The organism is Streptomyces sp. NPDC058239 (assembly GCF_042882185.1).
GTDB lineage: Bacteria > Actinomycetota > Actinomycetes > Streptomycetales > Streptomycetaceae > Streptomyces.
The window spans coordinates 1-25,041 of the sequence record NZ_JBHVWS010000045.1 but is presented as its reverse complement, the minus strand read 5'-3'; the positions used below and the strand labels follow the sequence as shown (position 1 = coordinate 25,041).

Here is a 25,041-nt window from a genome sequence, read left to right as displayed (position 1 = left end):
GTCGCCGTGTGATCCGTACGACAGTGGGGCGGGCGCTCTGAGGAGCTCCCGCCCCACTGCTCCGTTCCCGACCGGGCGGGCACTGTCCGCAGCGCGGACAATGGATTGGACAAGGAAGCCGTGGACATACGCATCATGGAGCGGCAACCGTGCCAGTTCGTACGTTTGAAGGAGTCCCTGTGAAGGTCGGAATCGTCGGCGCCACCGGTCAGGTCGGCACAGTCATGCGCAGGATCCTGGCCGAGCGGAAGTTCCCGGCCGACGAGCTGCGGCTGTTCGCCTCCGCGCGCTCCGCGGGCTCCACCATCGAGTGGGAAGGCCGGGAGATCACCGTCGAGGACGCCTCGACGGCCGATTACTCCGGGCTGGACATCGTGCTGTTCTCGGCCGGTGGCGCGACGTCGAAGGCGCTCGCCGAGAAGGTCGCCTCGCAGGGCGCCGTCGTGATCGACAACTCCTCCGCCTGGCGCAAGGACCCCGAGGTCCCGCTGGTCGTCTCCGAGGTCAACGCGCACGCGATCGCGAACCGGCCCAAGGGCATCATCGCCAACCCGAACTGCACCACGATGGCCGCCATGCCCGTGCTGCGCCCGCTGCACGACGAGGCCGGCCTCCAGACGCTGACCGTCGCCACCTACCAGGCGGTGTCCGGCTCCGGCGTGGCCGGTGTCGCCGAGCTGCACGGCCAGGCGTCCAAGGTCGTCGCCGACGCCGACAGGCTCACCCACGACGGCGGGGCCGTCGACTTCCCCGAGCCGGGTGTCTACAAGCGCCCGATCGCCTTCAACGTGCTGCCGCTGGCCGGGTCGATCGTCGACGACGGCTCCTTCGAGACCGACGAGGAGCAGAAGCTCCGCAACGAGTCCCGCAAGATCCTGGAGATCCCGGAGCTGAAGGTGTCCGGCACCTGCGTCCGGGTGCCGGTCTTCTCCGGCCACTCGCTCCAGGTCAACGCACGTTTCGCCCGTCCGATCAGCGTCGAGCGCGCATACGAGCTGCTGAAGGACGCCCCGGGAGTCGAGATCTCCGAGATTCCCACCCCGCTGCAGGCGGCCGGCAAGGACGCCTCGTTCGTCGGCCGGATCCGGATCGACGAGACCGTGGACAACGGCCTCGCGCTCTTCGTCTCCAACGACAACCTGCGCAAGGGCGCGGCGCTGAACGCGGTACAGATCGCGGAGCTGGTGGCGGCGGAGCTGAACGGCTGACGCCTCGCACATGAAAGGGCGGCCACCGGTGTTCGGTGGCCGCCCTTTCGTTTCCGTCAGAGGGCGAGGTGCCGGCGCAGGGCGGCGTCGATCTCGGCCATGCGCTGGCGGGGGATGGTGCCGACCCGCTTCAGGACACGGTCGGGGGACACCGCCCGTACCTGCTCGCACTGGGCCTTCGAGTCCTTCAGCAGACGGCTCTCGTCGGCCCTGACCAGGACCTGGAACGTGAGAACACGCGCGGTGTTCGAGGTCAGTGGCACTACGGTGATCACGCCTCTCCCGCTGAGCTCGACGGACCGGTTGGCCGCATTGTTGGACACGATCACAGCCGGCCTGACCTTGTTGGCCTCGCTGCCCCTGGCCGGCTCCAGATCGACCAGATGGATGTCGCCTCTACGCATCGGCGATTCCGTCCCCGACCGTGCGGTCCCAGAGCGCAGCGTCCTCGCTCGCGTCCCACTCCTCGAACGCCTCCGTGTACTCCGCCTCCAGACCGGCGGCACGCAGCAGCTCGATGGCGGCGTGTATCACCGCGGACCGGGAATCCGCATCGGTCTTCATGGCGTACTCGTCGACGAAGGCGACATCCTCCTGCGGCAGGCTCACACTGATCTTCATACCATCGATGCTACCGCAGTGGCATACCCATAGCTACTCCACTCGGGCATGCGACGTGGAAGGATGACCGGAAACGTCACATACCAAGGAGATGACCGCGTGCCTGGCACCAATCTGACCCGCGAAGAGGCACAGGAGCGGGCGCGCCTGCTGACCGTGGACGCGTACGAGATCGATCTCGACCTCTCCGGAGCGCAGGAGGGCGGCACCTACCGGTCCGTGACCACCGTGCGCTTCGACTCCGCCGAAGCCGGTGCGGAGACCTTCATCGACCTGGTCGCCCCGGCCGTGCACGAGGTCGAGCTGAACGGCAAGTCGCTGGATGTCGCGGCCGTGTTCCGCGACTCGCGCATCAAGCTCCCGCACCTGGTCGCGGGCTCCAACGAGCTGAAGGTCGTCGCCGACTGCTCGTACACCAACACGGGTGAGGGCCTGCACCGCTTCGTCGACCCGGTCGACCAGCAGGCGTACCTCTACACCCAGTTCGAGGTGCCCGACGCACGCCGCGTCTTCGCGAGCTTCGAACAGCCCGACCTCAAGGCGACGTTCCGGTTCACGGTGAAGGCGCCGCAGGGCTGGACGGTCGTCTCGAACTCGCCGACGCCCGAGCCGCAGGACGACGTCTGGTCCTTCGAGCCGACGCCGCGCATCTCGACGTACATCACGGCGCTGATCGTCGGCCCGTACCACTCGGTGCACAGCAGCTACGAGAAGGACGGCCAGTCCGTTCCGCTCGGCATCTACTGCCGTCCGTCGCTGGCCGAGTTCCTCGACGCGGACGCGATCTTCGACGTGACGCGGCAGGGCTTCGACTGGTTCCAGGAGAAGTTCGACTACGACTACCCGTTCGCCAAGTACGACCAGCTGTTCGTCCCGGAGTTCAACGCCGGTGCGATGGAGAACGCGGGCGCGGTCACCATCCGCGACCAGTACGTGTTCCGTTCGAAGGTGACGGACGCGGCGTACGAGCGGCGTGCGGAGACCATCCTGCACGAGCTGGCGCACATGTGGTTCGGCGACCTCGTCACCATGGAGTGGTGGAACGACCTGTGGCTGAACGAGTCGTTCGCCACGTACACCTCGGTGGCCTGCCAGGCGTACGCGGAGGGCTCGAAGTGGCCGCACTCCTGGACCACGTTCGCCAACTCCGAGAAGACCTGGGCCTACCGCCAGGACCAGCTGCCGTCCACGCACCCGATCATGGCGGACATCCGTGACCTGGACGATGTGCTGGTCAACTTCGACGGGATCACGTACGCCAAGGGCGCCTCGGTCCTGAAGCAGCTGGTGGCGTACGTCGGCATGGACGAGTTCTTCAAGGGCGTCCAGGCGTACTTCAAGGCGCACGCGTTCGGCAACACCCGGCTGTCCGACCTGCTGGGCGCGCTGGAGAAGACCTCCGGACGCGACCTGAAGACCTGGTCGAAGGCATGGCTGGAGACGGCGGGCATCAACGTCCTGCGCCCTGAGATCGAGACGGACGAGAACGGCCACGTCACGTCCTTCACGGTCCTCCAGGAGGCCCCGGCCCTCCCCGCCGGCGCGAAGGGCGAGCCGACGCTGCGGCCCCACCGCATCGCGATCGGCTGCTACGACCACGACGCCTCCGGCAACCTGGTCCGTACGAACCGGATCGAGCTGGACGTCGACGGCGCGCGCACCGCCGTGCCGTTCCCGGCCGGCACCACCCGCCCCGCCGTGATCCTGCTGAACGACGACGACCTCTCGTACGCGAAGGTCCGTCTCGACGAGGAGTCGCTGCGCGTCGTCACCGAACACCTCGGCGACTTCACCGAGTCCCTCCCCCGCGCCCTGTGCTGGGCCTCCGCCTGGGACATGACCCGCGACGGCGAGCTGGCGACCCGGGACTACCTCTCCCTGGTGCTCTCCAGCATCGGCAAGGAGTCGGACATCGGAGTCGTCCAGTCGCTGCACCGTCAGGTGAAGCTGGCGCTGGACCTGTACGCGGCGCCGGAGTGGCGCGAGGCCGGGCTGACGCAGTGGACCGAGGCCACGCTGGCGCACCTGCGTGCGGCGGAGCCGGGCAGCGACCACCAGCTGGCCTGGGCCCGCGCCTTCGCGGCGACGGCCCGCACCCCGCAGCAGACGGACCTGCTGCAGTCGCTGCTCGACGGCAAGGAGACGGTCGAGGGTCTGGCCGTCGACACGGAGCTGCGCTGGGCGTTCGTCGAGCGGCTCGCCGCCACCGGGCTGCTCGAAGAGGACGAGATCGCCGCCGAGTACGAGCGCGACAAGACGGCGGCGGGCGAGCGCCACGCGGCGACCGCCCGCGCGGCCCGCCCCACCGAGGAGGCGAAGGCGGAGGCATGGGCCTCGGTCGTCGAGTCCGACAAGCTGCCGAACTCCCTCCAGGAGGCGGTCATCGCCGGCTTCGTCCAGACCGACCAGCGCGAACTGCTGGCCCCGTACACGGAGAAGTTCTTCGCAGCGGTCAAGGGCGTCTGGGAGTCGCGCAGCCACGAGATGGCGCAGCAGATCGCCGTCGGCCTGTACCCGGTTCTCCAGGTCTCGCAGGCCACCCTGGACACCACCGATGCCTGGCTGTCCTCGGCTGAGCCGAACGCGGCCCTGCGCCGTCTGATGTCCGAGTCGCGTTCGGGTGTGGAGCGCGCACTGAAGGCCCAGGCTGCGGACGCGGCGGCGGCCACGGCGTAACGGCTTGGCGGTGAAGCAGTGAGGGGTGCCTCCCGCGACGGCGGGGGCGCCCCTTCCTCTCTCCCACCCGGCTGTCGGATCACAGCCGGAACTTGCCACCCGGGTCGACCACGGCCTTGACGGCGCTCGCGCCCGTGACGGGCGTGGGTGACCAGTCCGGCGTCTCGAAGCACCTTCGGATACTCCGAGACGCTGGGGCGCCGCATGGTGAAGCGTGCGGCTATGGCGCCTGCGGTCCGAGGACCGTTTTCGCGCAGGTTGTCCAGGACCTGGCGTCGCACGGGGCCGGCCGGAGCGGCGAAGACCGTGTCAGCCGTGGCCATGGGCCACACGCCCTCCGGCGGGGCCGAAGCCGGCACATCTCCGACGCGTGATCGCGTTCCCTCAGTCCGTCGCCGCCTGGGCGAGTGCACGTACCAGCGGGGTCGTGCGGTCCGTGCGCCAGATCAGGGCCCACTGGACGGGCGGGGCGTCGTAGAAGGGGAGGTAGACGACGTCGGTCTGCGCGTTGTAGCGCCGTCCCTCGTCGGGGACGGGGCAGACCGCGTCGCCTGCCGCGACGAGGGCAAGGATCTCGTAGAAGGTGGTGACGGCCGGGCCGCGGCGGACGGGGCGTCCGGCCGGCGTGCGGGTCGGCAGGACGGCGGTCTCCCAGTAGGTGGGTATGGGGCCTTTCAGGCGCGGGACGATGTGGTCGCCGAGTACCTCCAAGCTCACCGACTCCTGTCGGGCGAGCGGGTGGTCCGCGGCCACCATCAGGTTGAGCGGTTCCTCGCGCAGCACCACACCGACGGTCAGGTCCGGCTCCCGGACCGGCAGCCAGGTGGTGACCGCGTCGACCTCGCCGGCCCGCAAGGCTCCGAACGGATCGCTGAAGAATACTTCCCGGAACCGGAGTTCGGCGGACGGGTGCCGGGCCCGGAAGCGGGTCAGGACCGGGGCCATGCCGTGCATCTGTGCGCCCATGACCCCCAGCGTCAGCGTGCCGGCCGATTGGCGGGCGACGTTGATCGCCTCCGCCAGGGCTTCTTTGGTGCCCTCATATGCCGGCTTCAGCCGCTGGAGCAGCACCTATCCGACGGGGGTCAGCCGCACCTGGCGGCTTGTGCGCTCGAAGAGCTGGGCGCCGATGGCGCGTTCCTGCTTCTTGATCGCCTGGCTGACACGGGCCGGGGAAACATGCAGGCGCTCGGCGCTGCGGCCGAAGTGGAGCTCCTCCGCGAGCGTCAGGAAGATCTCAATGTCCCGCAGTTCCATCGTGTCCCCCGATTCCATTCCGGTCCTCGGAATCGTAAATCTCTGGGTTAACGATCATAACTGGAGGAGCCGTTGTTCTTGGGCTGCCCCCCTAGCTAGCATGCTGGTGACCGGGCCGGGAGGCTTCCCGCAGGTGACATGAGCCGGCGCGAGGCGGCAGGAATTGCCCGCTCAAGTCGGCCGACGGCCCGGAAGGCGCGCACCTCATCGTCCGTGGGGTCGCGCCGCCCAGCGCTCGCTCGCCGCGAACCCCCTTGGAGAGATTCCCGCGTGACACCTGATCCGAGCACCGTCCACCCCTGCCCGCCCACGAGCGTGTCGTCTTCCTCAAGCCACTGGTCGACTGGACGAACGTCGTGGCGGGTGACTTCACCTACTACGACGACCCCGACGGCGCGACCGACTTCGCACAGCGCAACGTGCTGTACGCGTACGGTCCGGAACGGCTGATCATCGGCAAGTACTGTGCGATCGCGACGGGCACCCGGTTCCTGATGGCGGGCGCCGACCACCCGTCAATGGGGGTGTCCACCTTCCCTTTCACCATGTTCGGCGGGGAGTGGGCCGAGCGGACTCTCGACCTCGTCACCGGCATGCCCAGCCGAGGTGACACCGTGGTCGGCAACGACGTGTGGTTCGGATACGGAGCCACCGTGATGCCGGGGGTACGGATCGGCGACGGTGCGGTGATCGCGGCCGGAGCGATGGTCACCGCCGACGTGCCGCCGTACACCGTCGTGGGCGGCAATCCGGCCCGGACGATCAGACAGCGCTTCGACGACGGCGACATCGAGCGGCTCGCCCGGGCCGCCTGGTGGGACTGGCCCGTCGAGCTGGTGACCAAGCACGCCCGGACCATCATGGCTGGATCCCCCAAGGACATCGGGGGCATCGCCGCCGCCGAAGGTCTGGAGCAGCAGTGACGCCCCGAACCGTCGAGGAGTACGCGGTGTCCGACCGCGAGAGCGGCCCGTACGCGCTCACCACGGGCCCGGACGGCGCGCTGTGGTTCACCCTGGTGCACAGCGGCAGGATCGGCCGGCTGGTCCCGGGACAGGAGCCGACCAGTCATCAACTCGCCCCGGACAGCGGTCCGACGGTCATCTGCAACGGGCCGGACGGTGCGCTGTGGTTCACGCAGTACCGGGGGCACCGGATCGGGCGGATCACACCCGCCGGCCAGGTGACGGAGTTCGCGCTGCCGACCGCGGAGTGCGGGCCCTTCGGCATCGCGGCGGGGCCGGACGGCGCGCTGTGGTTCACCGAGACCGCCGCCGACCGTATCGGCCGCGTCACCACCGACGGATCGGTCGCGGAGTACCCGCTGCCCCGCACCGGCGCGTTCCCCTCCATGATCGCCGCGGCCGGGGACTCGATGTGGTTCACCATGAACCGGGCCAACGCCATCGGCCGTATCGGCATGGACGGCCGCATCACGGTCCACGAGCTGCCCACCGAGGCGGCCGCACCGGTGGGGATCGCCGTGGGCCCGGACGGAAGTGTCTGGTTCACCGAGATCGCGGCCGGTCAGATCGGCCGGCTGACACCCGACGGCCGCATCACCGAGTACCCGCTGCCCGACCGTTCCGCCAGGCCGCACGCCGTCACGACCGACGCGGACGGAACGGCCTGGTTCACCGAATGGGGCGGGAACCGAGTCGGCTCGCTCACCTCCGGCGGCACGGTCACCGTCCATGACCTGCCGACCCCGGCCTCCGAGCCGCACGGCATCACGGTGGGCCCGGACGGCGCCCTGTGGACGGCCCTGGAGACGGGGGCACTGGCCCGCATCGAACCGACCACCACCTGAACCACCCTCACCACCAAGAGCACCGAGCAGAGGAACACCCCATGAAATACGCCCTCGTGATCTTCGAGACGGATGCGTCACGCGCCCTGATCCAGGCCGACCGCGCCGCCTACCGAAAGGCGTACGAGACCTGGATCGGCGAGCTCGCGGCAGCGGGCAAGCTGGCGGGCGGCGACGCCCTCGACACCGAGCACCAAGGCCCCGTCACCGTGCGCAAGACGGCGGACGGGTCCGCGGCGGTGACCGAGGGGCCCGTGCACAGCGGCGAGGAAACCCTCGGCGGCTGGTTCGTGCTGGAGGTGGCCGACCACGCCGAGGCCGTCGAACTGGCCCGCGGCTTCCCCACCCCGGAGGCGCTCGAAATCCGCCCGATCCTCGAATCGGCCTGAGCGGCATGCGGTCCTCGACACCCACGGCACGGACACCCGGCCTGCCCGACCAGCACGACATACCGGGCCCGGAGCGCGGTATCCCTTCACAGGAGTTGATTTGAAACCGACATCGGTGAGCTACCGGCCGCTGACCGGCCCCGAGGAGATCGATCTCTTCTGCCGGCTCTCCTACGTCCTCGACCACGAACTGACCGAGGACTTCGTCAACGGCTGCCGCCGCCCCGAGTGGGCATGGGTGGCCCTGGACGGCGACCGTCTCCTCGCCCGGCTCGCCTGGTGGACGACCCCGGGCGGTGACGTCCCGCTGCAGTTCGACTTCTTCGACATCGACGACACGCTGCCCCGGGCCGACCGCGACGAGATCGGCCTGCGGCTGTTCGAGACGGCGACGGCGACCGTCTTTCCGGCGGGCGCGAAGCTGCCGGAGTACGGCCGCTTCGTCCCGCCCGACTGGCACGAGGACCCCGCGGCCCGCGAGGTGGTCGAATCCCGCACGCGCGTGCTGGAGAGCACCGGAGCACGGCTGCTGGTCGAGCGCCTACGGCTGCAGTGGACCCCGTCGTCCCTGCTCCCGGAGTCCAGGGGGCGTCTCGTCTTCCGCCCGGTGGCCAACCGTGAGGACCTCCTCGCCCTGATGACCCCGGTCATGGAGGGCACCCTCGACGCCCACGGCCAGGCGGACCTGGCATCCGGACTGAGCCCGCGCGAAGCGGCGGAACAGCACTACGACGGAGAGTTCGCCGGGTTCAAGAGCCCGCACGAGTGGTGGCGCATCGCCGAACTCCCCGATGGGGGAGGTCCGGTGGGCTTCGTGGTCCCGGCCCGCAACAGCTACCACCCGATCATCGCGTACATCGGTGTCCTGCCCGCACACCGCGGCAACGGCTACATCGACGAGATCCTCGCCGAGGGCACCCGCATCCTGGCCGCCGAGGGCGTCGACCGGATCAGGGCATCGACGGACCTCGGCAACGTCCCCATGGCGAAGTCCTTCGCCCGCGCCGGATACGTCAACTTCGAACGCTCCCTCAACCTGGTCTGGGACTGACCCTGCCGCTGCCTGACCCGCGATGCGGGTCAGGCAGCGGGCGAACTCCATCGCGAGCATCTTCGGGGTGGCCGTCGGCGGGACGGTGACATGGAGGACCGGCAAGCCGGACCCCGTCGCGCGGGTGGCGCTTGCGCATGGCCGGCTCGTGAGCGCGGCCCAGTTGGGTCAGCTCGGTGGTTCTGCCCGTGCCGGAAGCACCCGAGAGGATCACGCCCCGGCGGGCGGAGATCCGGTGCCGGTTGAGCCGACATCCGCAAGGTCACGCCGTACCGGACAGGAAACCGCCCGTCGGGCGGGCGACGTCGCGCAGCCGTCCGACGGGCGGGGACAAAGGGAGTTACGGGAGAAAGGCGGTTGCGGGAGGAAGGGGTTGCGGGAAGGGGGTCATGCGCCCGGCTCCTCGTAGCGCCGGGCCAGTTCGGCCGCACCCGGCTCCGTCAGGCTGCCGTGCAGGCGCATGCGGGCGACTCCGCCGTCCGGGAAGGCGTCGAGACGGACGTGGGTGACGACCGCCCGGTCGCGGAGGGGGAAGCGGTGGAGGGTGTCGGGCTGGAGCCTGGTGCGGGGGATGATCTCGAACCAGTCGCCCGTCTCACCGTTGCGGCCCTGGAGGGCGATCCAGCCGGCCGCGTTGCCCTTGAGGTAGGCCGTGTCGATCTCGACCGCGCGAACCGCTCCCTGGGCGGGGAGGCGGAAGCGGACCCAGTCGTTCGTGTCGCGGACCCGGCGGCGGCGGTTCTCCCAGCCGTCGTCCATCTTGCGGGAGGTGCCGGGCAGGATGATCTGTGTCGGCGAGGAGTAGAAGCGGTCGGAGGCGTCCTCGTAACTGCCGCCGTTCAGCACCGAGATCAGGTCGAACGTACCGAGCGTGGCGAGCCAGGACGGATCGGGGAGGACCTCGCCGTGGACGCGGAGGCGGGCGATGCCGCCGTCGGGGTGCTGACGGAGTCGGACGTGGGTGCAGCGGCGGCCGCCGGTGATCTCGAAGCCGTTGGCAGCGTGGCCGCGTACGGGGGTCGGCGGGACGATCTCCTCCCACTTCACGTCGTCGGCGAGGAGTTCGGCGGGGCCGGGTGAGCCCTCGACCGCCGTTGCCTGGACCGAGACGCGCTGCGGGTAGTTGCCGCGGAAGTGGGCCGTGTCGACGACGATGCCGCGAATGATGCCCGGGGCGCCGAGGCGGATCAGGGCCCAGTCGTGCTCCTCGGGGGCCGGGAACGGATGGGCCGCGTCCGCGCCGCGTCGGCGGCGGGTCTCCCAGCCGTCCATGACCTTGCCCTTGTGGCCGAAGTGCTCGGGGTCGAAGACCGCGCGCTCCCGGACCAGGAGGTTCTCGCGCTGGGCGAAGAACTCGTCGTTGGCAGCGATCACGCCCGCGCCGAGGCGGCGGTCGGCGAGGTCGACGAGTTCGGTGAAGGGGAGGTCGGTGGTGCGGTAGTCGGCGTACGGGTCGCCACCGCTGTACGGAGCCGCATCGTTGGCGTGGGGGTCCTCGTGCCGGTTCTCATTCTGTTCGAAGGTCATGCGCCTACTGTCGCGGCGGACAATCCATTAGGTCCATCGAAAGTTTTTGCATTATTTATTCAGATGAAGTGAACGATGAGGCTGCTTCGATGAGCGCCGAGAGGACCCTGGCCACCGCCGGACCCGTTTCGGCCCCCTGTCGTACCGCCGCCACCACATGGCGTCGCGGCTGGTCCGCTTCCAGTGCGCGCATCACCACGCCGCCCCGGCTCTGCCGTTCCGCCGACGCCATGCGCGGGATCAGGGCAACCCCCATGCCCGCCTCGACCATGGACAGGATCGCCGTCCAGCCGGAGGCGCTGTGCGCCTGCTCGGGCACGAATCCGGCGGCCTCGCACGCGGCCGTCGTGATCTGCGACCAGGGGCCCGAGCCACCGAAGATCCAGGGGTCGCCGGAGAGATCCGCCAGACGGAGGGCGGGCGCCGCGGCGAGGCGGTGGTCCGCGGGCAGAGCCACGTCCAGCAGGTCCGCCAGCAGGGGCAGCACCGCGAACCGGGGGTCGCGGGCCGTCGGGGCGTGCGCGGCCAGGGACAGGGCGAGGTCCACGTCACCGGCGGCCAGGAGTTCGTACGCCTGCGCGGCCTCCGCTTCCCGCACCCGTACGTCCGGCCCCGGGCGCTCTTCGGCACGCAGCCGCTGGATCGCCGGCACGACGAGGGCGGGCACCGCGGTGGAGAACGCCGCGATCCGTACCTCGCCGGCCTCGCCGCGCAGATAGCCGGTCAGTTCGGCGTCGGCGCGCTCCAGTTGGGCGAAGACGGCCTCGGCGTGGCGCAGCACGAGGTGCGCCGCGTCGGTGAGGCGGACCCGTCGGCCCTGGGCCTCCAGGAGCGGTACGCCGAGCTGTCCGGACAGGTTGGACAGCTGCTGCGAGACCGCGGACGGGGTCATCAGCAGGGCCTGTGCGGTCGCGGTGACCGTGCCCCGGTCGCGCAGGGTACGGAGGATGCGGAGCTTCTTGACGTCCCACTCGATCATGGCCGCAACCTACCCGGGGTCCGGACCGGACACCCGGGTCCGGACATGCCTGTGCGCCGCACGGTACCGGGTACCTGCGGCGCACTCGGGAAGAGCGTGGGTGCTAGGCCTGCTTCTTGGACTTGTCGAAGATCATGACCAGGCCCGTGATGACCACGAACAGGGCGATGGGGGCCACGACGTACAGACCGATGGTCTCCATCACGCTCAGACCCGGACCGGGGTCGTCACCGTCGTCGCGGGTGAGCGCGAGCGCGGGGGACGACATGAGCAGCATCATCAGCGTCGTTCCGGCCGCGACGGCGCCGGCGCGCATAGCGTTCTTCTTGTCCACGGTGCAAACGTAGCGAACGCCCGGAACGGGCGCGCGCCCGGGGGTGCCGTACGGGGTCAGGGGCGGGATTCCGGATGGATTTCCGGGTGGGTTCCCGGGCGGTGCTCGCGAGGTTCGAAGACCTCCATCAGCCGGTGCAGGCGGGGTGCTGCGGCGAGCTCCTCCAGGGTGACCGGGTGGCCCTCCGCGTCGGCGACGGGCAGTCGCCAGTTGGGGTACTGGTCCCAGGTGCCGGGGAGGTTCTGCGGACGGCGGTCGCCCAGTGTGTCGGGCAGCCAGACTCCGACCATGCGGGCGGGGGTACGCAGCAGGAAGCGGTGTACGGCGCGGACGGCGCCCTCCTCGTCGCCCTCCCCCTCGGGGAGCAGGCCCAGCCGGGCGAGATACCCCAGCCACTCGGCGGTGTCCGTCGCGTCCGCGGTCAGCTCCTCGGCGAGGCTGCGGGTGAGCAGGCCGAGGCGGTGGCGCAGCGTCACATGGTCGCCGGTCAGCCGGGCGGCGGTGGACGGCAGATCGTGCGTGGTGACGGTGGCCAGGCAGCCCTCGCGCCACTCCTCGGGGGCCAGCGGGCGGCCGTTGCCCGCCCAGTCCCGTTCGAACCAGAGCACGGAAGTGCCGAGCACTCCGCGCCGGGCAAGCGCCTCGCGCACCCCCGGCTCGACGGTGCCGAGGTCCTCCCCCATGACGGCCGCGCCGGCCCGGTGCGCCTCCAGGACGAGGACGGCGAGCATCGCCTCGGCGTCGTGGCTGACGTAGGTGCCCTCGGTGGGCGGGCGGTCCTCGGGCACCCACCAGAGCCGGAACAGGCCCATGACGTGGTCGATGCGCAGGGCTCCCGCGTGGGCGAGGAGTCCGCGCAGCAGCCCTCGGTACGGGGCGTAGCCGGACGCGGCGAGGACATCGGGGCGCCAGGGCGGCAGGCCCCAGTCCTGGCCGCGGGCATTGAAGGCGTCCGGGGGAGCGCCGACGGACATGCCGTGTGCGAAGGCGTCCTGCTGGGCCCAGGCGTCGGCGCCGCCGGGGTGCACGCCGACGGCGAGGTCGTGGACGATGCCGACGGCCATTTCGGCGTCCAGTGCGGCGCGCTGGGCCACGGCGAGCTGACTGTCGGTGAGCCAGGCGAGCCGGCAGTGGAAATCGACCCGGTCCAGCAGTGCACGGCGGGCGCGGGCGGTCTCCTTGGAACGGGGGTCGCGGAGCGCGGCCGGCCAGGTGTGCCAGTCGGAGCCGTGCACCTCGGCGAGGGCGCACCACAGGGCGTGGTCCTCCAGGGCCCGCCCCTGCTCGGCCAGGAAGTCGCAGTACGCGGCGCGGCGGCCCGGGGTGAGGGGCACCTTCGTCACGAGTTCGAGAGCCTGGCGCTTGAGTTCCCAGACGGCGTCCCGGTCGATCAGGGCGCCCTTGTTCAGCACGGTGTCGCTGAGCGTCGCCGCGTCCTGCCGCAGATCGTCGAGGGTGCCCCGGTCCGGCACGTGCCCGTACTCGGGGATGGACTCGATGTGCAGATGGACGGGGTCGGGGAAGCGCCGTGATGACGGGCGGTACGGGGACGGGTCGGTCGGGTTGCCGAGCACGGCGGCGTGGAGCGGGTTCACCTGGACGAATCCGGCGCCGAGGGTCCGCCCTGACCAGGCGGCGAGGTCGGCGAGATCCCCGAGGTCGCCCATGCCCCAGGAGCGGGCGGAGAGCAGGGAGTAGAGCTGGACGAGGAAGCCGTGGCTGCGTGCGGGCGGCTGCGGCACCCGGGGCGGGGCGACGACGAGCGTGCCGGTCGCACTCCGGCCGCCCGGAGCACGTACGGCCAACCGGTGCACCCCGAGCGGCGGTTCGACCCACCATCCGGGGGTCGGGGGCACGCCCGTCGAGGTGCCGCCTCCCGCCCCTTCAGCCGCGTCCCTTCCGCTCTCCCCGTCCGCACCCGTGCCCGCGTCGGCGGCGCCCCGTTCCGAAACGGCCGGATCCGGTCGGTCGGTCGGAATGTACATCCGCGGGGGCGGGGGCGATTCGCCGTCCTCGAGCCCGATGTCCAGCGAAGTGCCGGGCGGCAGGGCGGTCAGGGCCGGGGGCAGCGGCTCCCCGGTCCACACCACCAGCGTCGGCGGCAGCAGCCGGGACCGGGCCGAGGACTCGGCGGCGGCGAGCGATTCCCGTACCGCTTCGGGTGTGGCGGCGTCCACACCGAGCGCGGCGAGCACGGCGATGACGGTGTCGTCGGGAACGGACACCGTGACATCGGCGGACGGGGAGTAGGAGGTGGCGACGCCGTGCAGTGCGGCGAGCCGGGACAAGCCCATTCAGACTCCTGGGAACTCCATGCCCCACGCGCCGCCGGAGGCGGCCGGCTCGCTGGTCAGCGGGGCGTTGACGGCGAGCGGGGCTTCGCTGGTCAGTGGCGTGGCGTCGGCGAGCGGCGGCTCGCTGGTGAGAGGTATCGCATCGGCGAGCGGCGGCTCGCTCGTCAGCGGACCGGGGCCGGGCCCGACGGCCGGGACCGCACCGGGCAGCGGGGCGGGACCGGGTGCCTGTTTGGAGAGGGCGGAGAGCAGAAGCTGCGCGGCAGCGGGCATGGTGGCCTCCCGGCCGTGGGGGAACAGGACACAGCAGACCTACCCAGCGGGCTCGACCGCAGACGTAGGCGTTACCACAACGACTTCAACGTGCTCTGGGTCACATTCCGTTCCCCGGAGGCCGGTTCTCCGTAAGTTGTCCGCTGTTTTCGGCCATTCGACGTCATCCTTGGCGTCACCCGTCGACGGCCGACCATCCCTCACCCCACCCGCCACATCGGGCATTTGCGGCACAACAGCCACCCGCATTGACACCCTTGCGCGCGGGTGGTGGGCTCGGAGCCCACCGGTGAGAGCGAGGGAGAAGAGCGATGCGGCTCAGGCGCAGAAAGCAGGCAACGGCCGTCGCGGTCGCCGTGCTCGGCGGGCTGCTCTCGGCCGGGACGCCGGCTGCCGTCGCGGCCCCTTCGGCGCCCGGCTCCCCCGCCGTCACCACCTCCGACCGCACGGACGACGGCACGCTGCCCGCCGTATGGCCGCGGCCCCAGTCCATCAAGGCGTCCGGGCCCTCCGTACCGCTCTTTGCCGAGGTCACCCTCGTGGCCGGCGCGCACGCGGATCCGTACGCCGTCGACGCACTCCGGCAGATCCTGCGGGACACGGGCGTGCGCACCGTCCACGAGGCGTTGCCGGGCAGCGGACCCGTCATCCGGCTCGGCGGCAACGGCGCCCAGGACGCCCTGCGCACGCTGCACGCCCCCGACCGCGGCGATCTGCCGTCCGGTGGTTACCGGATCGCGGTTGGCCGGGTCGCGGGCCGGGACACCGTCGCCATGGACGGCGTCGGCGAGGACGGCCTCTTCCACGGCGTACAGACGCTGCGTCAGCTGATCCGGGACAGGAGCGTCGCCGGGGTCACCGTCAGGGACTGGCCGGGCGCCGCCGTACGCGGGATGACCGAGGGCTTCTACGGGCAGCCGTGGAGCCGTGCGGAGCGGCTGGCGCAGATCGGCTTCATGGGGCGTACGAAGCAGAACAGGTATCTGTACGCGGCGGGCGACGACCCGTACCGGCAGGCCCGCTGGCGCGACCCGTACCCCGCCGACCGGCGCGCCGACTTCCGGGCACTGGCCGAGCGGGCCCGCGCCGAGCATGTGACGCTCGGCTGGGCCGTCGCCCCCGGCCAGGCCATGTGCATGTCGTCGAACGACGATGTGAAGGCGCTGACGAAGAAGCTCGACGCCATGTGGGCGCTGGGCGTGCGGGTCTTCCAGTTGCAGTTCCAGGACGTCAGCTACAGCGAGTGGCACTGCGACAGCGACGCCGACACCTTCGGCAGCGGACCCGAGGCGGCGGCCAGGGCGCAGGCGCGGGTGGCGAGCAGGGTGGCACGGCATCTCGCGGACCGCTATCCGGACGCCGAGCCGCTGTCGGTCATGCCGACGGAGTTCTACCAGGACGGGTCGACCGACTACCGCAGGGCGCTCGCCGAGGAGCTGGACGACCGGGTCCAGATCGCCTGGACCGGTGTCGGGGTCGTGCCGAGGACCATCACGGGCGGGGAACTGGCCGGTGCCCGCGCCACGTTCCGGCATCCGCTGGTCACGATGGACAACTACCCGGTCAACGACTACGCGCAGGACCGCATCTTCCTCGGCCCGTACACCGGCCGGGACCCGGCGGTGGCGATGGGTTCCGCGGCACTGCTCGCCAATGCCATGGAGCAGCCCTCCGCATCCCGCATACCGCTGTTCACCGCCGCCGACTTCGCCTGGAACCCGAAGGGTTACCGGCCGCAGGAGTCCTGGCAGGCGGCGATCGACGATCTGGCGGGCGACGACGCCCGCACCAGGGACGCGTTGCGCGCGCTGGCCGGGAACAGTGCGACGTCGGTGCTGGGCGCAGACGAGTCGGCGTATCTGCAGCCGCTGCTGGCCGCGTTCTGGCAGTCCCGTACGGCGAGCGACGCCACGGCGCGGGCCGATGCGGCGCGCAGGCTGCGGGCGGCGTTCACCGTGATGCGGGAGACCCCGCAGCGGCTGAAGGGGCCGGCCGACGGACGCCTGGACGGCGAAGTGCGGCCATGGACGGAGCAGTTGTCCCGGTACGGCCGGGCGGGCGAGCTGGCCGTCGACCTGCTGCAGGCCCAGTCGCGCGGTGACGGCGCTGCCGCGTGGCAGGCGTCGCTGGCGCTGGAGCCGGTGCGCAAGGCCGCGAAGGCGAGCGGTGCGACGGTCGGCAAGGGCGTCCTCGGCCCGTTCCTGGACCGGGTGCGCCGGGAGGCGGACGCCTGGACGGGCGCGGACCGCGACGCCGGTACGGTGACCGAGGCCCCGGGCAGCTACACGGTCCGGCTGAACCGGTCCCGCCCGGTGGAGACCGTGACGGCGATGACCGTACCCGGCAGCGGTGCGGTGGCCGGTGCGACGCTGGAGGCCCATGTGTCCGGCGAGGGCTGGCGCAGCCTCGGCCCGGTGTCGGCCACCGGCTGGACCCAGACGCCGGCCAGGGGGCTGCGGGCCGACGCGATCCGGATCAGCTGGCCCACCGGCGGTCCGTCGACACCGCCGGTCATCACGGGCACGATGCCGCCGATCGTCCCGGAGAGCCGGATGGGAAGCAGCATCGGAACCGGTGCCTTGGGGAGTGCGCAGGGCCGGGCTCCGCAGGTGCGCGCGCTCGTGCCGTGGTTCGGCGACGAGCCCGCCGCCCGGCTCGATCTCGTACGCGGCGAGACGGACGCCGAGATCGGCGGCGGGCCGCAGCGGGTCGAGGCGCGGCTGGCCGCCCGGCGCCCCGCCGAGGTGCGGGGCACGCTCACCGCGAAGGCGCCCGAGGGCATCGAGGTGCGTGTCCCGAAGCAGACGAGGGTGCCGCGCGGTTCCCGTACCGACGTCCCCGTCGAGATCACCGTCCCGGCGGGCACCCCGGCCGGCGAGTACGAGGTGCCGATCGGCTTCGGCGAGGAACGCAGCACGCTGACGGTCCGGGCGTACCCGCGCACCGCGGGCACCGATCTGGTGCGTACCGCCGCCGTCTCCTCGTCCGGCGACGAGACCCCGGACTTCCCGGCGACGGCAGCCTCCGACGGCGATCCGGAGACCCGCTGGTCCTCGCCGGCCGAGGACGGCGCCTGGTGGCAGGCGGAACTGCCGCAGCCGGCCCGGGTCGGCCAGGTGGTGCTGCGGTGGCAGGACGCGTACGCCTCCCGCTACCGCATCCAGGTCTCCGCGGACGGCCGCAGCTGGCGCACGGCGGCGACCGTACGGGACGGCAAGGGCGGACGCGAGTCGGTCCGGATGGACGCGAAGGACACTCGCTTCATCAGGGTGCAGGGCGATGCCCGGGCCACCGAGTTCGGCTACTCGCTCTGGTCGGTTCAGGCGTACGCCGTCGCCGCAACGGAGTAACGCCCCGGTGGCGCGCGACTGTCGTCCCCGAAGGCCCCCGTCCGGCCCCGGGAACGACAAAGGCCCGGATCTCTCAGGCGGAGATGCCGTCGATCCGGGCCATCGCGTCGTCCGCGCCGAACGGTTGCAAGTACGGCAGCCAGCGCGGGTCGCGGTGTCCCGTCCCGATGATGCGCCAGGCGAGACCCGTCGGCGGGGCGGGCTGCTGATGCAGCCGCCAGCCGAGCTCCGGCAGGTGCCGGTCCGCCTTGACGTGGTTGCAGCGGCGGCAGGCCGCCACCACATTGTCCCAGGCGTGCTGTCCGCCGCGGCTGCGCGGAATGACATGGTCGACGCTGGTCGCGGCGGCACCGCAGTACATGCAGCGGCCCCCGTCCCTGGCGAACAGCGCCCTGCGGGTCAGCGGTACGGGCCCCCGGTAGGGAACCCGTACGAACCGCTTCAGGCGGACGACGCTGGGGGCCGGGACGGCCCGGGTGGCACTGTGCATGAAGGCGCCGGACTCCTCAAGACAAATGGCCTTGTTTTCGAGCACGAGGACGAGCGCGCGGCGGAGCGGTACGACGCCGAGCGGCTCGTACGACGCGTTGAGAACCAGGACATGCGGCACGGTGGATGCCTCCTTGTACGCCGGCGGCGCGTGGCTCGCGCCGGGACGATCCGATCTCAGTCTCTACTCACGCCTGGTCAAAGCGCCACCACGTGCGGGTAACGGGCCGGGAGGATTTTTCGCCGCTCCGCGCTTCTGGCACCGTCGCCGCACGCCGGAACAGGCGCCTCGGGGCCTCTGCCGCAGCGGCCGCGCCCCGATGTGCGATCGGACACACGCCGCCTGCGCGCCCCTCGTGAGACGCGCTCTCCCCCCGATCGCGGCAACGGAACACTCCCGATACCCCGTTAGTGTGGTTGGTCCGCCGTTGTCCATCTGGAGGTTCCACCGTGTTCCCGTCCGCCCTGTTGGCCGCAGCTCCGTCGCCCGGGCCCGGTGGCTCGCTGGACGAGGCCGCCGAGCAGGCCGGCAACGCCGCGGGCTGGGTGGAGGAGAACTGGTCCACCTGGCTGAACACCGGTCTGCGCATCGTGCTCATCGCCGCGATCGCGATCGTGTTGCGCATAGCGATCCGCCGTGCTCTCACCAAGCTCATCGACCGGATGAACCGCAGCGCCCAGGCGGTGGAGGGCACCGCCCTCGGCGGGCTGCTGGTCAATGCGGAACGCCGCCGTCAGCGCTCCGAGGCGATCGGTTCCGTACTCCGCTCGGTCGCGTCGTTCCTGATCCTCGGCACGGCCGCCCTGATGATCCTGGGCGCGTTCCAGATCAATCTGGCCCCCCTGCTGGCCTCCGCCGGTGTGGCCGGTGTGGCGCTCGGTTTCGGTGCGCGCAACCTGGTCACCGACTTCCTCTCCGGTGTCTTCATGATCCTTGAGGACCAGTACGGCGTCGGCGACACCGTCGATGCGGGCGTCGCCTCCGGCGAGGTCATCGAGGTCGGCCTGCGCGTCACCAAGCTGCGCGGCGACAACGGTGAGATCTGGTACGTCCGCAACGGCGAGGTGAAGCGGATCGGCAACCTCAGCCAGGGCTGGTCGACGGCCGGCGTCGATGTGACAGTGCGCCCCACGGAGGACCTGGACAAGGTCCGTACGGTGATCTCCGAGGCCGCCGCGGCGATGGCCAAGGAAGACCCGTGGAACGAGCGGCTGTGGGGCCCGGTGGAGATCCTGGGCCTGGACTCGGTGCTCCTGGACTCGATGACGGTCCGGGTGACCGCGAAGACGATGCCGGGCAAGGCTCTGGGCGTGGAGCGGGAGCTGCGCTGGCGGATCAAGCGGTCCTTCGACGAGGCCGGAATCCGCATGGTCGGCGGCGTCCCGGCCCAGGGGGACGCGGCCTCGTCGGCCGACCCCACGGCGGCCATGGCCGCCCCCTCGGCGTACGCGTCGGCCACCTCGCCGCAGTCCCTGGCCGCGACACCGATCACCCCGCCGCCGAACATGTCGAAGTAGGACCCGGCCGGAGCAGGACCCGGCCGTACGAGTGAGGGGCACCCCGCGAAGTCTGCGGGGCGCCCCTCACTCGCGAGTGAGTCGATGTGACCTCAACTCGGTTCACCATCAGCCCGGTTGGAAATGCAAAACCAAGGACCCCTGCATTCCGGAAGTACCCCAGGTAACGCTTTGGTAGCCACCGGGGCGCTGCCCATTGACGGCCCGGTGACGTGCGCATACCGTCCTCTCACCGAATAGGAAACTTTCCTAACAGAGGGCAGGTGCAGTGCTCATGGCCGGAACCACACCGGGTACCCCCCGCGTTCTGCGGGCCATGAACGACCGGGCCGCCCTCGATCTGCTGCTGGAGCACGGGCCCCTCTCCCGGACCAGGATCGGGAAGCTGACGGGGCTCTCCAAGCCCACCGCGTCGCAACTGCTGGCGCGACTGGAGGCCGCCGGGCTGGTCGTCGCCACCGGGACCGTGGCGGGGCGGCCGGGGCCCAATGCCCAGCTGTACGCGGTGAACGCGCGGGCCGCCCATGTCGCGGGACTGGATGTGAACGCCCGCCGGATCGTCGCCGCCGTCGCCGATGTGACCGGTGAGACGGTCGGCGAGTTCGAGCTGCGCACCCCGGGGCGGCGCGCCGACTGCGTGGTGCGGCAGGTGGCGGATGCGCTGGACGGGGCGGTCAAGGACGCCGGGCTCACCCGCTCCGATGTGCACCGGGTCGTCATCGGCACCCCGGGCGCCTTCGACCCCGGTACCGGGCGGCTGCGGTACGCCTCGCACCTGCCCGGCTGGCACTCCCCCACCCTGCTGGACGAGCTGGCCGCGTTTTTGCCGATGCCGGTCGAGTACGAGAACGACGTGAACCTGGTCGCGGTGGCCGAACAACGGCTCGGCGCGGCGCGCGGGCACGACGACTTCGTCCTGCTGTGGAACGAGGAGGGGCTCGGTGCCGCCCTCGTCATCAACGGACGGCTGCACCGCGGCTTCACCGGCGGTGCCGGTGAGGTCGGCTTCCTGCCGGTGCCCGGCGTCCCGCTGGTCCGCCAGGTCACCAAGGTGAACGCCGGCGGTTTCCAGGAGCTGGCGGGCGCGCAGGTGCTGTCCCGGCTGGCCCGGGAGCTCGGCATCGACGACGAGCTGAGCCGCGGCTCGGGCACCCATCACGAGGTCGCGGCCCGCCTGATCGCGCGGGCCGCCGAAGCCGCGGAGTCGGGCGAGGACGGCCCGTACCTCCGGCTCCTCGATCTGTTCGCCACCGGACTCGCGACCGGCCTCGCCTCCATGATCGCCGTACTGGACCCGGAACTCGTCGTGCTGTCCGGCGAGTTGATCGCGGCCGGCGGGGAACCGCTGCGCGGCCGGGTGGAGTCCGAGCTCGTCGAGCTGGCGGCCTCCCGGCCCCGGCTGATCGCCGGTGACGTGACCCACCGGCCCGTACTGCGCGGCGCGCTGGAGAGCGCACTCGCCACCACCCGTGACGAAGTCTTCGACACGTCGCGCTGACCCCTTTCCCGCCCCTTCCTTCGTACGTCGCCCCTCTCCGTCCCAATCCTTCCTCGGGAGTCACCGCCATGTCCGGAAACCGCCGGAAGACGGCCGTCGCGCTCGCCGCGACCGCCGCGATATCGCTGTTCGCCTCCGCCTGTACGGGCCAGAGCAACTCCGGTGCCAGTGATGACGCGTCCAAGGAGACGACCATCAACTTCTGGCACGGCTGGAGTGCCCCGAACGAGGTCAAGGGAATTCAGGCCACGGTCGACGCCTTCGAGAAGGAGCACCCCAATATCCATGTGAAGGTCGTCGGCAATATGACCGACGACAAGATCAACCAGGCGCTGCGGGCGGGCGGCTCGAAGGCCCCGGACGTCGTCTCGTCGTTCACCACGAACAACGTCGGAAAGTTCTGTTCGTCGAAGGCGTTCGTCGATCTGAACCCCTTCCTGAAGAAGGACGGGATCGACGCGGACAAGACCTTCCCCAAGGCAATGAACGAGTACACCCAGTTCGACGGTGTGCGCTGCACCGTGCCGCTGCTCGGTGACGCGTACGGCCTCTACTACAACAAGGACGCGTTCAAGGCCGCCGGCATCACCAGCCCGCCGAAGACCTGGTCGGAACTGGCCGCGGACGCCAAGAAGCTGACGAAGACCAAGGGCGACTCGTACGAGCAGCTCGGTTTCATGCCGAACTACCACGGTTACGAGTCGACGACAGAGCACTACCTCGGCGGCTGGAACCCGAAGTACTTCGATGCGGACGGCAAGTCGAACATCGCCAAGGACCCGGCGTTCGCCTCCATGCTCGCCACCCAGAAGAAGCTGGTCGACGACCTGGGCGGCTACGAGAAGCTGGAGAAGTACCGTACGGCGTTCGGTGACGAGTGGGGCGCCAAGCACCCGTTCCACACCGGTCAGGTGGCCATGCAGCTGGACGGCGAGTGGCGGCTGGGGATGGCCGAGGAGACCAAGCCGGAGTTCGAGATCGGGGTGGCCCCGATGCCCGTCGCCGACGACGAGGCCGACACCTACGGCAAGGGTTATCTGACCGGCACCATCGCCGGCATCGCCGCCACCTCGCAGAAGCAGAACGCGGCGTGGGAGCTGGTGAAGTTCATGACGACCGACACCGACGCGGTGGTCGATTTCGCCAATGCCATTCACAACGTTCCGTCCACGCTGGACGCGCTGAAGTCGCCGAAGCTGAAGTACGACCCGCGGTTCAAGACGTTCCTGGACATCGCCGCGAACCCCGACAGCACCACCACCCCGCCCTCGGTGAACGGCGGCGCGTACCTGGTGTCCCTGCAGAACCTCGGATTCGACATCGAGAAGGGCAAGCAGACGGACATCAAGGCCGGTCTGGAGAAGACCGCCAAGGAAATCGACGCGGCGATCGCACAGGCGAAGTAGAACCGCGATGAGTACGAGCACGTACACACTCCGTTCGAAGCGCCGCCGGTCGGCGTTTCGAACGGCGGCCTTCATGTCGCCGTGGCTGATCGGGTTCTGCGTCTTCTTCGCCTACCCGCTGATCTCCACGCTCTATTTCTCCTTCACCGACTACGACGGTTTCGCGGCCCCGGAGTTCAGCGGGCTGAAGAACTGGGCGTACGTCTTCAACGAGTACCCGCTGTTCTGGCCCGCGCTGCAGAACACTCTGTGGCTGGTCGTGGTCATGGTGACCTGCCGGGTGGTGTTCGGCCTCGGTGTCGGGCTGCTGATCACCAGGATCAAGACGGGTGCCGGAGTCTTCCGCACCCTGTTCTATCTGCCGTATCTGGCCCCGCCGGTCGCGGCGACCCTCGGCTTCGTCTTCCTGCTCAACCCGGGTACGGGGCCGGTCAATTCGATCCTCGGTGATCTGGGGCTGCCCACGCCGGGCTGGTTCACCGACGCCACCTGGTCGAAGCCGGCGCTGACCGCGCTCGCGGTGTGGGGGGTCGGCGACCTGATGGTGATCTTCATGGCCGCGCTGCTCGACGTACCGAAGGAGCAGTACGAGGCGGCGGAGCTGGACGGGGCGACCGCGTACCAGCGGTTCCGCTTCGTCACCCTGCCGAACATCTCGCCGATCATCATGTTCGCAGTGGTCACCGGGATCATCCAGACGATGCAGTACTACACCCAGCCACTCGTGGCGGGGAAGGTCGCCTCGGGTGTGATGGGCGGCTCCGGGCAGCAGTTCGAACCCGGCTATCCCGACAAGTCGACACTGACGCTTCCGCAGCTCGTCTACAACCTCGGCTTCCAGCGCTTCGACTACGGCTCCGCCTGCGTGGTCGCGCTCGTTCTCTTCGTACTCGCGATGGCGTTCACCGCACTGCTGATGCGGCGCCGCAGCGGGCTGATCCAGGCAGGTGAGTGACGTGGCGCAGGCTCTCGACACCCTCAAGGCAGCCGACCCCGCGACCGGCCCGATCACCCCGGCCGAACGCACGGCACGCCGCAAGACGCTGCTGAACTGGATCGCCGTGCACTCGCTCGGGGTCGCTGCCGCGCTCTTCTTCGTCCTGCCGTTCGTCTTCCTCCTGCTCACCTCGCTGATGAGCGACCAGCAGGCACTGACCCGCGATCTGTGGCCGCACCCCTTCGAGTGGAGCAACTACAAGAAGGTGTTCGACACCCCGGGTTTTCTGACCTGGTGGAAGAACACCCTGCTGTACGCGGGGCTCGGCACCGTCCTCACGGTCGTGTCATCGCTGCCCGTGGCGTACGCGCTCGCCAAGTTCCGCTTCCGCGGGCGGCATCTCTCGCTGATGCTCGTCATCTCGATGATGATGCTGCCACCGCAGGTCGTCGTCATCCCTATGTATCTGTTCTGGGCGAAGCAGCTGGACATGTCCGGCACGCTCTGGCCGCTGATCATCCCGATGGCCTTCGGTGACGCGTTCTCCATATTCCTGCTGCGGCAATTCCTGCTGACCATCCCGAACGAGTACCTCGACGCGGCGAAGGTCGACGGCTGCGGCGAGCTGCGCACCCTGCTGAAGGTCGTCGTACCGATGGCCAAGCCGGGCATCGCCGCCGTCGCGCTGTTCCAGTTCTTCTACGCCTGGAACGACTACTTCGGCCCGCAGATCTACGCCTCCGAGAACCCGGCCGCCTGGACGCTCAGTTACGGCCTGGAATCCTTCAAGAGCGCACACCACACCGACTGGAACCTGACCATGGCCGCGACCGTACTGGTCATGGCCCCCGTGATCCTCGTCTTCTTCTTCGCACAAAAGGCCTTTGTCGAGGGCGTCACACTGACCGGAGTAAAGGGCTGATTATGAAGCTCGCAGTAGTTGGTGGCGGGTCCACCTACACACCTGAACTGATCGACGGATTCGCCCGGCTGCGGGACACGCTGCCCGTCGAGGAGCTCGTGCTCGTCGACCCGGCGGCCGACCGCCTCGACCTCGTCGGCGGCCTCGCCCGGCGGATCTTCGCCAAGCAGGGCCACCCGGGGAAGATCGTCACCACCTCGGACCTCGACGCGGGCGTCGCCGACGCCGACGCGGTCCTGCTCCAGCTGCGCGTCGGCGGCCAGGCCGCCCGCAACCAGGACGAGACCTGGCCGCTGGAGTGCGGCTGCATCGGCCAGGAGACCACCGGCGCCGGCGGCCTCGCCAAGGCACTGCGCACCGTCCCCGTCGTCCTGGACATCGCCGAACGGGTCCGCCGCACCAACCCCAACGCCTGGATCATCGACTTCACCAACCCGGTCGGCATCGTGACCCGGGCACTGCTCCAGGCCGGGCACAAGGCCGTCGGCCTGTGCAACGTGGC

22 protein-coding genes and 2 pseudogenes are annotated in these 25,041 nt (G+C 70.3%); 13 read left to right on the top strand and 11 right to left on the bottom strand.

Going from position 1 to position 25,041, the window contains the following annotated elements; genetic code table 11:
* Nucleotides 1-179: 179 nt before the first annotated feature.
* On the top strand, nucleotides 180-1,208 hold the full coding sequence (locus tag ACFVYE_RS34685) for an aspartate-semialdehyde dehydrogenase (protein ID WP_389608128.1): 1,029 nt from the start codon (nucleotides 180-182) through the stop codon (nucleotides 1,206-1,208).
* Nucleotides 1,209-1,264: 56 nt separating this feature from the next.
* Here ACFVYE_RS34685 and ACFVYE_RS34680 read toward each other — a convergent pair whose 3' ends face one another.
* Nucleotides 1,265-1,612, bottom strand: a complete 348-nt coding sequence (locus tag ACFVYE_RS34680) for a type II toxin-antitoxin system PemK/MazF family toxin (RefSeq protein ID WP_383979553.1) — start codon at nucleotides 1,610-1,612, stop codon at nucleotides 1,265-1,267.
* Nucleotides 1,605-1,829, bottom strand: a complete 225-nt coding sequence (locus ACFVYE_RS34675) for a ribbon-helix-helix domain-containing protein (RefSeq protein ID WP_266361474.1) — start codon at nucleotides 1,827-1,829, stop codon at nucleotides 1,605-1,607. The genes ACFVYE_RS34680 and ACFVYE_RS34675 overlap by 8 nt, the downstream gene beginning before the upstream one ends.
* A gap of 99 nt (nucleotides 1,830-1,928) precedes the next feature.
* On the opposite strand from ACFVYE_RS34675, the gene pepN reads away from it, so the two are divergent.
* Nucleotides 1,929-4,505: an aminopeptidase N gene (gene pepN / locus ACFVYE_RS34670; protein ID WP_389608127.1), complete on the top strand. Its 2,577-nt coding sequence runs from the start codon at nucleotides 1,929-1,931 to the stop codon at nucleotides 4,503-4,505.
* A 158-nt stretch (nucleotides 4,506-4,663) separates the two neighbouring features.
* On the opposite strand, the pseudogene ACFVYE_RS34665 reads toward pepN, so the two are convergent.
* The 3 genes and pseudogenes from ACFVYE_RS34665 to ACFVYE_RS34655 form a co-directional block, all read right to left on the bottom strand.
* Nucleotides 4,664-4,828 (bottom strand): annotated as a pseudogene (locus ACFVYE_RS34665) (ArsR/SmtB family transcription factor); the annotation flags it as partial.
* A 61-nt stretch (nucleotides 4,829-4,889) separates the two neighbouring features.
* A complete protein-coding gene (locus ACFVYE_RS34660) occupies nucleotides 4,890-5,576 on the bottom strand; it encodes a LysR family substrate-binding domain-containing protein (protein WP_389608126.1) in 687 nt (228 codons plus the stop codon).
* Nucleotides 5,577-5,780 carry a LysR family transcriptional regulator gene (locus tag ACFVYE_RS34655; RefSeq protein ID WP_389608125.1) on the bottom strand — a complete coding sequence of 68 codons (204 nt, stop codon included), beginning with the start codon at nucleotides 5,778-5,780 and terminating at the stop codon, nucleotides 5,577-5,579. It lies immediately after the preceding gene.
* Nucleotides 5,781-6,118: 338 nt separating this feature from the next.
* Here ACFVYE_RS34655 and ACFVYE_RS34650 point away from each other — a divergent pair, with 338 nt between their 5' ends.
* The 4 genes from ACFVYE_RS34650 to ACFVYE_RS34635 all read left to right on the top strand — a co-directional run bounded on the left by ACFVYE_RS34650 (nucleotide 6,119) and on the right by ACFVYE_RS34635 (nucleotide 9,012).
* Nucleotides 6,119-6,685 (top strand): CatB-related O-acetyltransferase, encoded by a 567-nt coding sequence (locus ACFVYE_RS34650; protein WP_383973584.1) that lies wholly within the window; start codon nucleotides 6,119-6,121, stop codon nucleotides 6,683-6,685.
* On the top strand, nucleotides 6,682-7,572 hold the full coding sequence (locus ACFVYE_RS34645; RefSeq protein ID WP_383973582.1) for a virginiamycin B lyase: 891 nt from the start codon (nucleotides 6,682-6,684) through the stop codon (nucleotides 7,570-7,572). Before ACFVYE_RS34650 ends, ACFVYE_RS34645 begins: the two co-directional genes overlap by 4 nt.
* A 41-nt stretch (nucleotides 7,573-7,613) precedes the next feature.
* Entirely contained in the window at nucleotides 7,614-7,961 is a 348-nt protein-coding gene (locus ACFVYE_RS34640; protein ID WP_389608124.1) for a YciI family protein, read from the top strand.
* A gap of 115 nt (nucleotides 7,962-8,076) precedes the next feature.
* Nucleotides 8,077-9,012, top strand: coding sequence for a GNAT family N-acetyltransferase (locus ACFVYE_RS34635; RefSeq protein ID WP_383973592.1), 936 nt, complete (start codon nucleotides 8,077-8,079; stop codon nucleotides 9,010-9,012).
* A gap of 387 nt (nucleotides 9,013-9,399) precedes the next feature.
* Here the strand turns inward: ACFVYE_RS34635 and alc are convergent, their stop codons facing one another.
* The 5 genes from alc to ACFVYE_RS34610 form a co-directional block, all read right to left on the bottom strand.
* Entirely contained in the window at nucleotides 9,400-10,539 is a 1,140-nt protein-coding gene (gene alc / locus ACFVYE_RS34630) for an allantoicase (protein ID WP_389608123.1), read from the bottom strand.
* A 55-nt stretch (nucleotides 10,540-10,594) separates the two neighbouring features.
* Nucleotides 10,595-11,518 (bottom strand): LysR family transcriptional regulator, encoded by a 924-nt coding sequence (locus tag ACFVYE_RS34625; RefSeq protein WP_383973577.1) that lies wholly within the window; start codon nucleotides 11,516-11,518, stop codon nucleotides 10,595-10,597.
* A gap of 103 nt (nucleotides 11,519-11,621) precedes the next feature.
* On the bottom strand, nucleotides 11,622-11,852 hold the full coding sequence (locus ACFVYE_RS34620; RefSeq protein WP_266361469.1) for a hypothetical protein: 231 nt from the start codon (nucleotides 11,850-11,852) through the stop codon (nucleotides 11,622-11,624).
* A gap of 56 nt (nucleotides 11,853-11,908) precedes the next feature.
* Nucleotides 11,909-14,146 carry a 4-alpha-glucanotransferase gene (malQ, locus tag ACFVYE_RS34615; protein WP_389608122.1) on the bottom strand — a complete coding sequence of 746 codons (2,238 nt, stop codon included), beginning with the start codon at nucleotides 14,144-14,146 and terminating at the stop codon, nucleotides 11,909-11,911.
* The gene (locus tag ACFVYE_RS34610; RefSeq protein WP_383973573.1) at nucleotides 14,147-14,419 is read right to left on the bottom strand and encodes a hypothetical protein; all 273 of its coding nucleotides are present in this window, start codon (nucleotides 14,417-14,419) and stop codon (nucleotides 14,147-14,149) included.
* Between the two features lie 311 nt (nucleotides 14,420-14,730).
* Here ACFVYE_RS34610 and ACFVYE_RS34605 point away from each other — a divergent pair, with 311 nt between their 5' ends.
* Entirely contained in the window at nucleotides 14,731-17,769 is a 3,039-nt protein-coding gene (locus ACFVYE_RS34605) for a beta-N-acetylglucosaminidase domain-containing protein (RefSeq protein ID WP_383973571.1), read from the top strand.
* Between the two features lie 73 nt (nucleotides 17,770-17,842).
* On the opposite strand, the gene ACFVYE_RS34600 is transcribed toward ACFVYE_RS34605, so the two are convergent.
* Nucleotides 17,843-18,379: an HNH endonuclease gene (locus ACFVYE_RS34600; RefSeq protein WP_018552807.1), complete on the bottom strand. Its 537-nt coding sequence runs from the start codon at nucleotides 18,377-18,379 to the stop codon at nucleotides 17,843-17,845.
* A 329-nt stretch (nucleotides 18,380-18,708) separates the two neighbouring features.
* Here ACFVYE_RS34600 and ACFVYE_RS34595 point away from each other — a divergent pair, with 329 nt between their 5' ends.
* The 6 genes and pseudogenes from ACFVYE_RS34595 to ACFVYE_RS34570 form a co-directional block, all read left to right on the top strand.
* On the top strand, nucleotides 18,709-19,776 hold the full coding sequence (locus ACFVYE_RS34595) for a mechanosensitive ion channel family protein (protein WP_389608121.1): 1,068 nt from the start codon (nucleotides 18,709-18,711) through the stop codon (nucleotides 19,774-19,776).
* 274 nt (nucleotides 19,777-20,050) lie between these two features.
* Nucleotides 20,051-21,274, top strand: a complete 1,224-nt coding sequence (locus tag ACFVYE_RS34590) for an ROK family protein (protein ID WP_383973567.1) — start codon at nucleotides 20,051-20,053, stop codon at nucleotides 21,272-21,274.
* A 68-nt stretch (nucleotides 21,275-21,342) separates the two neighbouring features.
* Nucleotides 21,343-22,680, top strand: a complete 1,338-nt coding sequence (locus tag ACFVYE_RS34585; RefSeq protein WP_383973565.1) for an ABC transporter substrate-binding protein — start codon at nucleotides 21,343-21,345, stop codon at nucleotides 22,678-22,680.
* Between the two features lie 73 nt (nucleotides 22,681-22,753).
* Complete coding sequence (locus ACFVYE_RS34580) at nucleotides 22,754-23,635, top strand: carbohydrate ABC transporter permease (RefSeq protein ID WP_383973590.1); 882 nt, start codon at nucleotides 22,754-22,756, stop codon at nucleotides 23,633-23,635.
* 1 nt (nucleotide 23,636) lies between these two features.
* On the top strand, nucleotides 23,637-24,539 hold the full coding sequence (locus tag ACFVYE_RS34575; RefSeq protein ID WP_383973563.1) for a carbohydrate ABC transporter permease: 903 nt from the start codon (nucleotides 23,637-23,639) through the stop codon (nucleotides 24,537-24,539).
* A gap of 2 nt (nucleotides 24,540-24,541) precedes the next feature.
* Nucleotides 24,542-25,041, top strand: a pseudogene (locus tag ACFVYE_RS34570) (6-phospho-beta-glucosidase); the annotation flags it as partial.

Coding starts and splice junctions, on each gene's coding strand:
- ACFVYE_RS34680 (WP_383979553.1), bottom strand. CDS start 1,612: ATGCGTAGAGGCGACATCCATCTGGTCGATCTGGAGCCGGCCAGGGGC.
- ACFVYE_RS34675 (WP_266361474.1), bottom strand. CDS start 1,829: ATGAAGATCAGTGTGAGCCTGCCGCAGGAGGATGTCGCCTTCGTCGAC.
- ACFVYE_RS34655 (WP_389608125.1), bottom strand. CDS start 5,780: ATGGAATCGGGGGACACGATGGAACTGCGGGACATTGAGATCTTCCTG.
- ACFVYE_RS34640 (WP_389608124.1), top strand. CDS start 7,614: ATGAAATACGCCCTCGTGATCTTCGAGACGGATGCGTCACGCGCCCTG.
- alc (WP_389608123.1), bottom strand. CDS start 10,539: ATGACCTTCGAACAGAATGAGAACCGGCACGAGGACCCCCACGCCAAC.
- ACFVYE_RS34625 (WP_383973577.1), bottom strand. CDS start 11,518: ATGATCGAGTGGGACGTCAAGAAGCTCCGCATCCTCCGTACCCTGCGC.
- malQ (WP_389608122.1), bottom strand. CDS start 14,146: ATGGGCTTGTCCCGGCTCGCCGCACTGCACGGCGTCGCCACCTCCTAC.
- ACFVYE_RS34610 (WP_383973573.1), bottom strand. CDS start 14,419: ATGCCCGCTGCCGCGCAGCTTCTGCTCTCCGCCCTCTCCAAACAGGCA.
- ACFVYE_RS34605 (WP_383973571.1), top strand. CDS start 14,731: ATGCGGCTCAGGCGCAGAAAGCAGGCAACGGCCGTCGCGGTCGCCGTG.
- ACFVYE_RS34590 (WP_383973567.1), top strand. CDS start 20,051: ATGGCCGGAACCACACCGGGTACCCCCCGCGTTCTGCGGGCCATGAAC.
- ACFVYE_RS34585 (WP_383973565.1), top strand. CDS start 21,343: ATGTCCGGAAACCGCCGGAAGACGGCCGTCGCGCTCGCCGCGACCGCC.
- ACFVYE_RS34580 (WP_383973590.1), top strand. CDS start 22,754: ATGTCGCCGTGGCTGATCGGGTTCTGCGTCTTCTTCGCCTACCCGCTG.